Genomic DNA, 13,552 nt, shown 5'->3' with positions numbered 1-13,552 from the left:
CGGGGACGTAGGTTATTGTCCCGCGCCTGCGGGACAATAACCTACGTCCCCGATGTCCCACCCCGTCCCCGATGTCCCCGATGTCCCACGGCGCGTTGTATCGCACTCAGCACACGAAGGAGGACCCATGGTAAACATTGTGCTTGTGGAGCCAGAAATCCCGCAGAATGCGGGCAACATTGCGCGCACGTGCGCTTGCATTGGCGCACGCCTGCACCTTGTGGAGCCCATGGGTTTTCGTCCTACTGAGCGCAATCTGAAGCGCGCGGGATGCGACTACTGGAGTCAGGTTGACATTGTGCGTTGGCCCTGCGCTGAAGCGTTTTTCGAAGCACAGCGGTCGGGTGAGGCGGGGCCGGGTGCGCTGCACCTGTTTACCGGTCAGGCACGGCAATCGTTTTCCCAAGTGACATACGGCCCCGATGATTTCCTGGTATTCGGGCGCGAGAGCAGCGGGCTTGCGCAATACATCATCGACACGCATGAGGAAAGTTGCGTGCGCATTCCCATGCGTGAGGGATTGCGCAGCTTAAACCTCAGCAACGCCGTAGCTGTGGCCGCTTACGAAGTGCTTCGCCAGCAAGGGTGGCCGGGCTTGATATAGGTGATGTGGGAGCCTTCCGAAGTTTCATTCCGAAGGCTTACGTCGGCACTTTGCCGAAGTAAAGCGATCTTTTTCTTCTTTTTCGCGAATGCGTAACAATGCAGTCGTATACTCGCTGCGGCAAGCAAACCGAACAAGGAGGTCTTTTATGGCTCGTGTGTACAACTTCTCCGCCGGACCGGCGGTGCTGCCCGAAGAGGTGCTGCGCGAGGCAGCCGAAGAAATGCTCGACTACCGCGGAACGGGCATGTCGGTCATGGAGATGAGCCATCGCTCTAAGGCGTTTAAGGCTATCATCGACGAAGCCGAGGCCGACCTGCGCGACCTCATGGGCATTCCCGACAACTACAAGGTGCTGTTCATGCAGGGCGGTGCTTCTACGCAGTTCGCTTCTATCCCGATGAACCTCATGACGGGTTCGGGCAAAGCCGACTATATTGTCAGCGGTTCGTGGTCGAAAAAGGCTTACAAAGAAGCTGCCATGCTGGGGGACGCCCGCCTGGTCGCTTCGAGCGAGGACGGCAACTTCTCCTACATTCCCAACGTCGACGAACTTGAGTTCGACCCGCAGGCCGATTACGTGTACATCTGCGAGAACGAGACAATCTACGGCACGAAGTACCACAAGCTGCCCGAAACCGGTGACGTGCCGCTTGTGGCCGACGTGTCGTCGTGCTTCTTGTCTGAACCCATTGATGTTGCCCGCTATGGCGTCATCTATGGCGGCGTGCAGAAGAACGTTGGGCCGGCCGGTGTTGCTATTGTTATCATTCGTGAAGACCTCATCCGCGACGAGTGGCTGACCAACACGCCCACCATGTTGAAGTTCAAGACCGCCGCCGACAATGGCAGCATGTACAACACCCCGCCGTGTTACACCATCTATATTTGCGGCAAAGTGTTCAAGTGGCTGAAGGCTCAGGGTGGTCTCGAGGGTATTCAGCGCCGTAACCAGCAGAAAGCTGCGCTGCTGTATGATTATCTTGACTCCACCGATTTCTACACCGCTACTGCCGCCAAGGAGGATCGTTCGATCATGAACGTGCCCTTCGTCACGGGCGACGCCGATCTTGATGCGAAGTTCGTGGCTGAGGCGAAAGAAGCCGGTATCGAGAACATCAAGGGACATCGCAGTGTAGGTGGTATGCGTGCAAGCATCTACAACGCCATGCCCATCGAGGGCGTGCAGGCGCTCGTTGACTTCATGAAGAAGTTCGAGATCGAAAACGCGTAAGCAACAGGGTGTGTGAATATCTGACGCCTTAGTCCGACAATGAGGCTCGCTGGCTGCCGCTCTAAACATCAGGGTGCATAAACATCAGGCGTCTTAGTTGGCAAAAGCTCAAGAGTGAATACGGCCCGGCATTTCTGCCGGGCCGCTTTGATAGAAGGATGACAAAGTGAAATCCTTTGCCATGTTTGTCCGAGCAGGCGTGTCTGAATGTCGAGCTCGGCTATCTTTGTTCTCCCGCTTTTATGGCAGCGTGCAGGGCGGCTACTTCTTCAGGGAAAAGCTCGCACCAGGTGCCACGTGGCGTACGCACGGGATCAAGCGACACTGGGCCGAACGATTCGCGATGCAACGCCAACACCGGATGCCCCACGAACTGCAACATGCGCCTCACCTGGCGGTTTCTTCCCTCATGAATGGTTATTCGCACCACTGATCGCCGTGCTGCGCGCTGCCGACAGATGCGGGCATACTGCTTCGATGCCCCGGGAGGTACCGGACTTGGTGCGTCGAGCAGTGTAAGCGCCGATCGTTCGCACTCGCCATGTAGCAGCTCGACGCGCGCTGGTAATGTCATGCCGTCATCGAGCGGTACACCATCGCGCAGCGCTTGTAGCTGGCAGGGCGATGGCACGCCATCGACAAGCGCGAGGTAGGTCTTATCCACATGTCCTCGCGGGCGCAAAAGCCCATGTCCCAATTCTCCATCGGTTGAGAACAACAATAAGCCAGTTGTGTCCTGATCGAGCCTGCCAACAGGGAAAAGCCCTGGGTAGTCATTCGTGGGAACGAGGCTGGCCACCGTGGGCCGCCCTTGCGGATCAGACATGGTAGTGAGCACGCCGAGCGGCTTGTGCAGCATAAGAGTAGTGGCCCCTTGTGTCAGCCGCACCAGCTTGCCGTCGACCGCAACCGTATCAACACGTGGGTCGACCTTACTGCCCAGCTCGGTAACAACCTGCCCGTTTACCGTCACGCGCCCGGCGGTCATCAGGTTTTCCGACCCGCGACGGCTGGCAACGCCGGCACGCGCCAAAAACTTCTGCAACCGCATAGGAACAAGGCGTTCGGATTCCTGCGGGTTGCCAGCGCCCGTACCCGCTGCACCTGTCAACTTATTCATCGTCTGTCTCAAATGTGAGCGAATCGAAATCGATCTTGTCAACCAAGCCGAACGCCTGCGCCATCGCATCGGCGAGCATACCCTGCGCCGCATCGCTTGCGGCTTCCTGTGCATCGAGCGAGTTTGTGGCTCCTTCTACCTTCCCGACACCTTCTTCACTCGCAGTATTCCCACTCACAGTACTTGCGCCGATTGAACCCAGCGTATTATCGTCCGCTCCGTCGGCACCCGCAGCCGCCACGTCGACACTCGCATCAACGCTTGCCCCCATCGGGCCCGCATCAACACCCATACTTGTCGAATCAGCAGCAACCGAGCGCACGGCAGGCGCATCTTCTCGCATAACGCTAAGTCGCTCGCGGATGAGCGCGCGTGTGGTGTCATCGGGCGCAAACTCGGCAAGGTCGGGCAAGTCGGCCGGGCTTCGCAGCCCGAACTTTTCCAAAAATGCCCGCGTGGTGGCATAGAGCACCGGATTTCCCGGAGTGTCGGCCACGCCCGCCTCGCGAACCAACCCCTTTTCTACCAGCGAGTTAATGGAGCTGTCGGAATTCACACCGCGCACGCTGGCAACGCCGGCCCGCGTGGTCGGCTGCGTGTACGCGATAATGGCGAGCGTTTCCATGGCTGCTTGCGACAGGCGGCGTGTATCCCATGACAGCACGTACTTCTCAATGAGTTCGTGGTAAGCGGGATGCGTAAACAGCCGCCATCCACCAGCGACTTCACGCAGCTGGATGCCGCGGTTTTCCTGCTCGAACCGCTCGCGCAGACAGATGAGCGCGTTTTCGACGGTGCGCACATCTGTTTCGAGCATCTCGGCCAATGTGAGCACGCTCGCCGGTTCGTCAGTCACAAACAGCAGCGCCTCAATAGCGCCGGGCAACTGCTCTTGCCCGATTTCATGAGCCACGTCGCTTTCCTTCCTTCGCATCCATTGCGTTCTGCACGCCTTGGCGCCCTTGCGTGCTTTTACTCTCCCTCGCACACCTTGGCGCCCTTGTACTCTTACCTGCTGCTTTTGCATATCTACTCAAGAGCACTTACCTGCTACCCACGGACACCTATCCGTTACCCAACGAAGTCAGTGCATCGTCGCCGGTAAGAACAAGCTCGCCCGAACCTTCGATGTAATCGATGTCAATATCGCCGAACTCACACGACTGCTCGATATGAACCATGCCGCGCTTGTACAGCTCGAGCACTGCCAAAAACGTGACCACCACCAGCGGAGTGTTAGTACGGCCGTCAATTAGCTCCGAGAACCGCATACGTCGCTTGTTCACAATGCGCTGGTGGATGGCTCGCACGTGCGCTTCAACCGGAATGGGCTTGGCGGCAATATGCTCCGATTCCAGCAAAAACACCTCGCGCCGCGCCAACGCTTCCGCTGCAAGCAGGGCAAGTCCGTCAAGTGTGACGTTCTCCAGATAGTCGGGCATAAGACCCAAAAAGCACGCATCAGGGCCAAACGGCCGCACATGCATGCGTCCCTCGGCGGCAAGCCGCGCACCCAGCGCCTGCGCAGCGTTTTTGTACTGCTTGTATGCGATCAAGCGCTCCACCAGTACCTCGCGTGCTTCGCTGGGAGCAAGCTCTTCCAGCTCATCTTGTACGGCATCGCGCTCGTGTGGCAGCAAGCTTTCGGCCTTAATTTCAAGCAGCGTGCTGGCCACCAGTAAAAAATCGCTCGCAACATCCAAATCGAGGGTGCGCATACGCGACACCTCAGCTAAATACTGATCAGCTATCTGAGTTATGGAAATAGACCCAATGTCTACCTTCTGCCGACTCACCAAATACAGCAGCAGGTCAAAGGGTCCCTCAAAGCTGTCTATGCGAACGCGGTACGCCATGCGGCCAGTGCCGCCTTACAGAAACGCGAGGCCTGAAAGCAGGCTGCCCAGCGTCCCCGCCGTCCAATCCAGATAGATGCCGATGGGGTTCACATGAAACACGTACGGCACAAGTATAACTACAACCAGGAAAATGGGCATGGCGTACTGCTGCACTTTGTAGTACTGGGGCAGGTACTTTCTCGGTAGGAAGAACAGCAGCAGTGACGAACCATCGAGTGGCGGCAACGGAATAAGGTTGAAAAACATGAGGTAGAGGTTCAGCATGATTGACAAATAGAAGAAATCGATCAGAACTGATATCACCGAAAAGCCCGTCGGAATACCCAGCGGCGCAAACTGCGCCACAATGAATAGCAGTAGCGCCGACACAAGCGCCATACACAGGTTCGCCGCAGGACCTGCCATGCCTACCAGCATGTCACCCTTGCGAATGTCTTTGAAATAGCGCGGGTTATACGGCACGGGTTTCGCATAGCCGAACACCGGGCCACCTATAGCCATAAGCATAAGCGGCATGATGATCGTACCGAAGGGGTCGACGTGCTTCGCAGGGTTCAGCGACAACCTTCCAGCCGTCTTAGCGGTAGGATCCCCCAGCTTGTACGCTGCAAAACCGTGCGCCACCTCGTGAAATACGATGGCGGGAATAAAGCAGAGCACTTGAAGAACAACGATGTAAAGATAATTGTTTGACATGGGACGAAGTGTAGCGCAACCCGATGCGCCACCACGTGCCCGCAACCCGATTTACACAGATTCAGCTGCGAACCGCGTCACACCATAAGTCGATCCACCACAAGCCACGATACAAGCTACGCCACAAGCCAGCTCGCGAACTACACCAACGCAAAAGACCCACCACAAGCCACGCTGCAAGCCGACCCACGAGTCGAAGCGAAGCTTGTCGCCATGTTGTAAGGCATACTTTTGCCGTTCGTCTGGGATATTGAGTCAGAAAAGTTACAGCGTGTTACCAGGGTGTTGCCAGCCTACCCGCCACTCCCTGTCACGCGATATCCTGCGGTTCTGAAGATGTTGCGAGGTTTATGTTGGTATAATGCGCGGCGGTGCATGAAGCGCGCTCCCGCGCAACGCACGCGAATCCCCACTCCTTACAGCAGTTGGGATCGCCCTATACGAGCGAGAGAGGGCCCTATGCGCAACTACGATACGAAGAAGCTTCTTGGCTTCATCATACCTTCGGTCATTGGCGTCATCCTGTTTATGATTCCAGTCAAATTCGACGGCAGCTGGACGATCATCGTCAAGATCATCGCCGACATGCTCGGCGGCGTACTGGCCGATTTCCTACCGCTGCTTTGTGTGCTTATCGTAACCGTATCAGCAGTGCTTGGAGTGGCGTCACTAAAAAAGCCGTCGTTTCTGACCACATATCCCATCATGAACGAAACGTTTTCGACTACGCCCATCTGGGCGGTCATCCGTATCCTAGGCGCTGTGTTCGCCTGGCTTACCTATCTGGGCGTGCAGGCTGACGGGTCGGGTCCTCTTCACATGATCACCGAAGCGGATGCGGGTGGCTTTGTGATGAACGACCTGCTCACCGTGCTTGTCATCATCTTTCTTCTGGCCGGTCTGTTGCTGCCGCTGTTGCTTGACTTCGGCCTTCTCGAATTCATTGGCGCGCTGCTAACGAAGTTCATGCGCCCGCTGTTCAAGATTCCCGGCCGCGCCGCGGTCGACTGTATTACCTCGTGGATCGGCGACGGCACCTTAGGCGTCATGCTTACCAACAACCAGTACGAGAGCGGCTACTACTCGGCACGAGAGGCATCCATCGTGGCTACCACGTTCTCGGCGGTGTCTATTACTTTTAGTATTGTCGTGCTCGCACAAGTTGATCTGATGGACTACTTCGGATTGTATTACCTGCTCATTTGCTTGGTCGGCGTTGTGTGTGCTCTTATCGTGCCGCGCATTCCACCTCTGCGCTGGAAAAAGGATGAGTATCTGGTTGAAGGTAAGGCAATGGCCGAAACATTGCCCGAAGGCTACACGTCATCGGTTCAGTACGGTATTGATCTCGCCATTAAACGTGTGGAAGAACATCGCGGCATTACCCAATTCCTCGAGAACGGCCTAAAGAATGCCGCTGGCATGTGGTTTGGCGTCATGCCCGTGGTTATGTGTATTGGCACATTGGCTCTGCTGCTCTCGAACAACACCCAAATCTTCGAGATTCTGGGTCTGCCGTTCATGCCGCTGCTCGAACTGTTGCAGGTTCCCGAGGCAGCGGCGGCGTCCAAGACTATGATCATCGGGTTTACCGACATGTTCACTCCCTCGGTCATTGCTGCGGCATCCATCACCACTCCCATGACGAAGTTCATCGTGGCGGTAATATCGGTCACGCAGCTCATCTACCTGTCCGAGGTTGGCGGCCTGATCTTGGGTTCGAAGATTCCCGTGAACTTGCTCGAGTTGTTCATTATCTTCCTCGAGCGCACCATTATCAGCTTGCTCATTGTGGCCCCACTTGCGCATCTGATCTTCTAGCTCCAATCGCGACCCTAATTTTCTGGTTCGATTGTCAAGGCAGCCGAACAGGATTAGCTCCTGGTCGGGCGTGCTAGTGAGTCAGTGTGCCGAGACGGCGTGTAGTGCGGTCAAGGTGCGTTCAAATACTTGGTATACATCTCCTTGGGATTTATATTTACTATATTTGATATATTTACTATATTTGATATAGTTCATTCGCGAGGGAATACTTCTATGCGATTCAATGTCCCCTATTTGCGCGATTACGTGCTAAAACCTACCGAGGCAGAGGCGAATCTCGAGCAGTTGGAGGCTTGGGGCGTCTGAGTGTGTCGCCCTTTGACACGCCTGTTCGGACAAACGTGTCAGAAAATCCACGAAATGCGCGATTGTGCAAAGTTAGCCGTAGCTTCTGCCACTTTTTTCACGAAATGTACGATTTGATGGAGTCGGCAAAGCTCACCAATTTTTCAGGAAATAAGCGGTCGTCTCTGACCAGGGAAAATGTAAAGGTGCTCTTGAGAAATAAAGGGCAGTTTTCGTTCCCTGCCTATTTCTACTCATTTTTACCGCTTCAAATCGTACATTTCGTGAAAAAAGTGGCAGAAGCTACGGCTAACTTTGCACAATCGCGCATTTCGTGGCTTTTCTGCCACATTACAGAGGAAACGGAATCACTTGCAGCAATAGCAACCATAGTAGTGATGAAAGCGATAACACATTCGATCTTCGTTGTTCTGCCGAAGGGAAAATCTGCTGGCTTGTTGAATGATGTTCGCTTGCTTGCGGGGTGCGTTTACAATACAGGAACGCTCGAAGCGAGTTCAAATTACAAGCAAGAAAGCACTACCCTTATGCAAGAGAACATGCAAGAATGCGCGGGCGCACCCACAGCGCATGCGACGGGTGGCTCGGAACCTGTTGTGGATGCGGTTGCCTGTGCAGCAGCGGATTCCGTCGTGCCTGTATCTGAGAAAAGCGCACCCGCACCTGTGCCTATATCCGCACCTGCGCCTGTACCCACGTCCGCACCTGTGCCTGCGTCTGCGCCTGCGCCTGTGCCCGCGCCAACATCCGCACCTTTCTCCGCCATTGCGGTGGCGGGGTTGGGGCTTATCGGCGCGAGCTTTGCGGCTGCGATTAAGCTCGCCATGCCTCATGTGCGCATCGTGGGTGTTGACACCGACGCAGCCACACGCATTGCCGCTATTGACAAACGCTGGGCTGACGCGGCCTATGCTCCCGATGACGATGCGTTGCGTGAGTTTGTGTGCGGCGACTGCGAGCTTATGGTGGTGGCAACGCCAGTTGCCGCTGTCGACGATTATTTCTCCCGCTTAGGTGAATGGGGTTACGGCGGCGTGTTGACCGATGTGGTGTCCACGAAGGCTCACATTCTCGACGCTGCGGCACGTCTGCTGCCCGAACCCAACAACTACATTCCCGGACATCCCATGGCAGGTTCGGAAAAGTGCGGCATCGACGCCGCTCGGGCCGACCTGTTCGAAGGTATGAACTGGATTCTTTGTCCCGACGCAAACACGGTGCCGGAGCATTTTCAGGCCATGCACGAGCTTATCACCGGCATTGGTGCCCGCGTGATTTCGTTGCCGCGTGAAGACCACGACCGGGCTGTTGCTATAGTCAGTCACGTGCCGCACATGGTGGCTTCGGCACTCATGCGGCTGGCGTGCCGCCATGCCGGCGATTCGCAAGCACTCATGCGACTGGCCGCTGGCGGGTTTAAAGACTCCACGCGTATTGCTGCCGGCTCGCCGAAGCTGTGGTGCGGCATCGCGCTCGACAATGCAGGTGCGCTTACGGCTGGCCTGCGCGAGATGCAGGACATCATTGGGTCATTCGCCGACGCAATCGATGCCGGCGACAAAGCTGCCCTCACCGGCTTGCTTACCGATTCTGCGGACGCGCGTCGCGCGCTTCCGGCTGCCTGGGTGCCCTCCACCGAAAAGCTGCTTGAAGTGCGCATTCCTATGACCGACCGCACTGGTGTGGTGGCCGAGGTGACCACCATCGCCAGCTCGGTGGGCTGCAACATCCAGTCGATCGAGATCGACCACGTGACCGAGGACAGCGCCGTGTTGTCACTCGTGCTCACCGACGAGGGCGACATGGGTCAGCTCATGGGGCAGCTCATTATGGCGGGCTTTGCGGCGTCGTTTTCGCCGTTGTCTCCGAAGGAGCATGTGCATGTCGACTGATCGCGAACGAATTGCGCGCGCCGCTGTACCGTCGGCCGCATCCTGCGCGACTCCGGTGTCTGAGTATTCCGTAACCACCGTTAGCCCGTTGCCTGCACCCGTGTGCGGTGTTGCGCGCGTGTCGGGCGACAAGTCGATCTCGCACCGTGCTGTGCTGTTTTCCGCTATGGCTGAAGGCACCTCGAACGTGTCGGGAGTGCTCGATTCGGCTGACGTGCGCTCGTCGTTGTCGGCTGTTGCCGCGCTCGGTGCGCGAGTTCATGTGTGTGAACAGCCCGACGGCAGTTTGGCTGGAACTATCGAAGGGTGGGGGAGATGCGGTCCCTCGCAGCCTGCTGGTGCTATCGATTGCGGCAATTCGGGCACGACAGTGCGCCTACTCATGGGCCTGCTTGCTCCGTGGAACGTCGACGTCGAGCTGACAGGTGACGCGTCGCTTTCGCGCCGTCCGATGAAGCGCATTACCGGGCCGCTTTCGGTTATGGGTGCGCGCTTTCAGCCCGAAGACCGCGAAACGCTGCCGCTGGTGGTTGCGGGCAGTGGGCGGCAAAGGCCGCTTGTTGGCATATCGTACGATTCGCCGGTGGCATCTGCCCAGCTCAAAACGGCATTGCTGTTGGCGGGCGTGTTCGCTGAGGGTGAAACCGAAGTGCGCGAGCCGGCACCGTCGCGCAACCATACCGAGCTCATGCTTCCCGAATTCGGCGTGAAAGTGCGCGCGCACGACTGCTATGCGGCGGTACGTGGTGGCCAGCGCATGCATGCGGCCAACGTGGTCGTGCCGGGTGATCCGTCTTCGGCGGCGTTTCCGGTGTGCGCGGCGGCGCTTGTGCCGGGAAGCGATCTGACGATCGAGCAGGTGAGCGTTGCTCCCGCGCGCATCGGGTTTGTTCGCGTGCTTGAGCGCATGGGTGCGATTATAACCGCAGAAAACCTGGCTCCTGCTGGCCGCGAGCCTATCGGTTCCATTACTATTCGCTACACGCGCGGTCTTCATGGTTGCGACGTGCAGCCAGACGAGATTGCCTCGATGGTCGATGAGATTCCCGTGCTCGCCTTGGTTGCAGCGCATGCAAACGGCGTAACCAGATTCAAAGGTGCCAGCGAGCTGCGCGTGAAGGAAACTGATCGTTTCGCCGCCATTGTCGAGGGACTGGCGAAGCTCGGCGTGCGCGCGTGGTGCGAAGGGTCGTGCGACCTATGCATCGAAGGCCGCTCTGGCATGAAGGTGCCGACGGGTCTTGAGTTTGATTCGCTGGGAGATCATCGCCTAGCTATGACGTGGGCACTTGTTGGCTTGACCGGAAATGAGTCGGTGCGCATCCGCGATTTCGAGGCGGTTTGCGTAAGCTATCCGCAATTCTTGAGCGATATGGAAAGGTTGGCGCGATGATCGTTGCTATCGATGGCCCCAGCGGAGCGGGGAAATCCACTGTTGCTAAGGCAGTGGCGAAGCGGCTTGGCTTCTCGTGTTTAGACACTGGCGCAATGTATCGCGCCGTCGCTTGGCAGGCAGTGCACGATGATGTGCCGCTTGATGACGAGTGTGCGCTTGGACGCATTGCGCGCGACTACGACATCGAATTCGGTCACGAGGCAGGCGATCCGGTTCCTAAACGCGTGTTTATCGGTGGCGTGGAGGTGACGCAGGCCATCCGTACGGCCAATATTGATCGTGCGGTGAGCCCTGTGTCGGCGGTGCCTGCTGTGCGTGAGGCGCTGGTTGATCAGCAGCGCCGTATTGGGAGCGCGGGCGACTACGTAATCGAAGGGCGCGACATTGGAACGGTGGTGTTTCCCGATGCTGAAGTGAAAGTATTTCTTACTGCCTCCGATGAAGAACGTGCGCATCGTCGCGTGCGGCAAAATAGGGAACGCGGCGTGGGCAGCGTCGACTACGATGAGGTGTTAGCCGATTTGCGCCGTCGCGACAAAGCGGATTCTTCGCGTGCAACAAGTCCGCTTGCCCAAGCGGCCGATGCGGTGCTTATCGACTCAACGGGACGCGGTATTGACGACGTTATCAATGACATCGTGCGCCGTGTTGAGACGAAACGTGCGACAAGGTAGCACTCGTAGCGTGTTTACTCTCGGCTTCACCGCTTCTGTTTGCGTTGGGTGGGGCGCGCGTTCGCGAGAGTTTTCAGAGATGAATTCGATAGAAGGGGATTTGTAATGGCGGCAGCTTACGAGAAGCTTTGGGATATGCCTCTGGACAAGCGCGCCGCCCGCATTGCGGGTGAGCGGGGTATTCCGTTGTGGTTTGCCTATCTGGTGTGCGCGGTGGTAGGAACCGTGTTCCGCATTGCTTTCCGCATGCAGGTGACCGGACTAGAGCACATTCGCGGGTTCGAGGGTAAGCGCGGAGCTGTGGTCATTGGTAACCATGTGAGTTATCTCGACGTGGTGTTTATGTTCCTAGCGGTACGTCCCAAGCAGTGGTTGCGCATGGTTGCCCGCGATGACCTGTTCGTCAAAGGCGGCGGAGCGCTCGGGTGGGCCATGTCGCACGTGGGGGCATTTCCCGTTAAGCGTGATACGGCCGACCGCAGTGCGGTGAAGCGTGCCGCGCGCATGGTGAAATCCGGCGAGTTGGTAGGTATCATGCCTGAAGGAACCCGCCGCGGAAAGAGTGGTAAGACCCCCGAACTACACGCTGGCGTAGCACTGATTGCCAAGATGGGTCGTGCGCCAATTGTGCCCATGACGGTTCGTGACGTGGAGAATATCAAGCGCCACGGGCAGCACCTGCGCTTTCCGAAGGTGACCATCGAGTTTGGTAACCCCATTCTGGTGTCCGATTTCGACTTCCTACCGAAGGAAGACCGCCTGGATGCGTGTACGTGGTACGCCATGCGCGAGGTGTTTGCCCTGAATCGGCGCGTGGCACCCGAAGAAGTTGATATGCGCGAGCTGTTTCCCGATGCTCGCGATTTCTCTGAGGTGTTCCTACAGCATAGTGTGCCACGACACACCGCTTGTGAGCTTGCGAGTGGGCACGACGTATGGGCGGAGGCGTAAACGACCATGAAGGTACTTCGAGCCGATTGCGCGGGCGCTTGTTATGGCGTGCAACGCGCGCTTGATCTGGCGATTCAGGCAGGCGAAGGCGATGCGGTTGCGTACACGCTTGGGCCGCTCATTCACAACCCGCAGGTGGTTGCTCAGCTCAGTGAGCGCGGCGTTCATGCGGTTGACGATCTGGGCGACATTCCGCTTCCGCAGGCGGCGGAAGCAGTGGCGGCAGTGGCGGACGTGGCGGCAACGGTAGCAGCGCCGGGCTTGCCGGGAGAGCAAGCTGCGCCTGTAGCTCGCTATGTGCCTACGGTGATCATTCGCAGCCATGGCGTCACACCCCAGGTGAAACGCGATGCGCTGGCGCTCGGATTGCCCGTGGTCGATGCGACGTGTCCGCATGTATCGCGCGCCCAGAAGGCGGCCGAAGAGCTTGGATCATGTGGCATGCACGTGATAGTGGTGGGCGAGGACGGTCATCCCGAGGTTGCTGCGCTCGTGGCGTGCGCGCGCGAAACTGGTGCGGAAGTGTCGGTCGTGGGTGACGCTAGCAGTATCCCAGCGCGCATTACGCAGCCAGTTGGCATTGTAGTGCAGACCACGCAGAAGCGCGTCGTGCTCGATCGTGTGGTGGATGCGCTGCGAGAGCGGGGCATCGAGCCGGTGGTGAAGAACACTATCTGCTCGGCAACCACCAAGCGGCAAGATGCTGCCGAACAGCTAGCTCGCCAGGTTGATGCAATGGTGGTTATTGGTGGGCGTAATTCGTCAAACACGACGCGCTTAGCTGAGCTGTGTGCTGCTGCATGTGTTCGTGCATTTCACATCGAGCGCGCTGACGAGATTGAGTCCGCATGGTTCGATGGTTGCGTGACGGTGGGCGTCACGGCGGGCGCGTCTACCCCCGAAGACCAGATCGCATCGGTAATCGCACGGCTCGAGTCGCTGTAGGGAGTCCGCCTTTGGCGTGGAGGGGTGTCACTTTCTGTCGAATTTCTTATC

General features: G+C 57.6%; 12 protein-coding genes. 8 read left to right on the top strand and 4 right to left on the bottom strand.

Annotation, left to right across the window (positions count from 1 at the left end; genetic code table 11):
* Positions 1-127 precede the first annotated feature (127 nt).
* Positions 128-604, top strand: a complete 477-nt coding sequence (locus tag G7Y43_RS08195; protein WP_165045901.1) for a tRNA (cytidine(34)-2'-O)-methyltransferase — start codon at positions 128-130, stop codon at positions 602-604.
* 148 nt (positions 605-752) lie between these two features.
* Positions 753-1,838, top strand: a complete 1,086-nt coding sequence (gene serC / locus G7Y43_RS08190; RefSeq protein WP_165045898.1) for a 3-phosphoserine/phosphohydroxythreonine transaminase — start codon at positions 753-755, stop codon at positions 1,836-1,838.
* 220 nt (positions 1,839-2,058) lie between these two features.
* Here the strand turns inward: serC and G7Y43_RS08185 are convergent, their stop codons facing one another.
* The 4 genes from G7Y43_RS08185 to G7Y43_RS08170 all read right to left on the bottom strand — a co-directional run bounded on the left by G7Y43_RS08185 (position 2,059) and on the right by G7Y43_RS08170 (position 5,513).
* Positions 2,059-2,958 (bottom strand): pseudouridine synthase, encoded by a 900-nt coding sequence (locus G7Y43_RS08185; RefSeq protein ID WP_165045896.1) that lies wholly within the window; start codon positions 2,956-2,958, stop codon positions 2,059-2,061.
* Entirely contained in the window at positions 2,951-3,871 is a 921-nt protein-coding gene (scpB, locus tag G7Y43_RS08180) for an SMC-Scp complex subunit ScpB (RefSeq protein ID WP_241158212.1), read from the bottom strand. The genes G7Y43_RS08185 and scpB overlap by 8 nt, the downstream gene beginning before the upstream one ends.
* Positions 3,872-4,022: 151 nt before the next feature.
* Complete coding sequence (locus tag G7Y43_RS08175; RefSeq protein WP_165045892.1) at positions 4,023-4,814, bottom strand: ScpA family protein; 792 nt, start codon at positions 4,812-4,814, stop codon at positions 4,023-4,025.
* Between the two features lie 15 nt (positions 4,815-4,829).
* On the bottom strand, positions 4,830-5,513 hold the full coding sequence (locus G7Y43_RS08170) for a site-2 protease family protein (RefSeq protein WP_165045890.1): 684 nt from the start codon (positions 5,511-5,513) through the stop codon (positions 4,830-4,832).
* 459 nt (positions 5,514-5,972) lie between these two features.
* Here G7Y43_RS08170 and G7Y43_RS08165 point away from each other — a divergent pair, with 459 nt between their 5' ends.
* The 6 genes from G7Y43_RS08165 to ispH all read left to right on the top strand — a co-directional run bounded on the left by G7Y43_RS08165 (position 5,973) and on the right by ispH (position 13,501).
* On the top strand, positions 5,973-7,334 hold the full coding sequence (locus G7Y43_RS08165) for a YjiH family protein (protein ID WP_165045888.1): 1,362 nt from the start codon (positions 5,973-5,975) through the stop codon (positions 7,332-7,334).
* An 836-nt stretch (positions 7,335-8,170) separates the two neighbouring features.
* Positions 8,171-9,535, top strand: coding sequence for a prephenate dehydrogenase/arogenate dehydrogenase family protein (locus G7Y43_RS08160; protein ID WP_241158211.1), 1,365 nt, complete (start codon positions 8,171-8,173; stop codon positions 9,533-9,535).
* Entirely contained in the window at positions 9,525-10,928 is a 1,404-nt protein-coding gene (gene aroA, locus G7Y43_RS08155; RefSeq protein WP_165045886.1) for a 3-phosphoshikimate 1-carboxyvinyltransferase, read from the top strand. Before G7Y43_RS08160 ends, aroA begins: the two co-directional genes overlap by 11 nt.
* Positions 10,925-11,605: a (d)CMP kinase gene (cmk, locus tag G7Y43_RS08150; RefSeq protein WP_165045884.1), complete on the top strand. Its 681-nt coding sequence runs from the start codon at positions 10,925-10,927 to the stop codon at positions 11,603-11,605. The genes aroA and cmk overlap by 4 nt, the downstream gene beginning before the upstream one ends.
* 105 nt (positions 11,606-11,710) lie before the next feature.
* Positions 11,711-12,556 carry a 1-acyl-sn-glycerol-3-phosphate acyltransferase gene (locus G7Y43_RS08145; protein ID WP_165045882.1) on the top strand — a complete coding sequence of 282 codons (846 nt, stop codon included), beginning with the start codon at positions 11,711-11,713 and terminating at the stop codon, positions 12,554-12,556.
* 6 nt (positions 12,557-12,562) lie between these two features.
* A complete protein-coding gene (gene ispH / locus G7Y43_RS08140; RefSeq protein WP_165045880.1) occupies positions 12,563-13,501 on the top strand; it encodes a 4-hydroxy-3-methylbut-2-enyl diphosphate reductase in 939 nt (312 codons plus the stop codon).
* Positions 13,502-13,552: the final 51 nt, after the last annotated feature.

Origin of the sequence: Adlercreutzia sp. ZJ138 (assembly GCF_011038935.1) — a bacterium.
GTDB lineage: Bacteria > Actinomycetota > Coriobacteriia > Coriobacteriales > Eggerthellaceae > ZJ141.
This window is presented reverse-complemented; position numbering and strand designations above follow the sequence as displayed.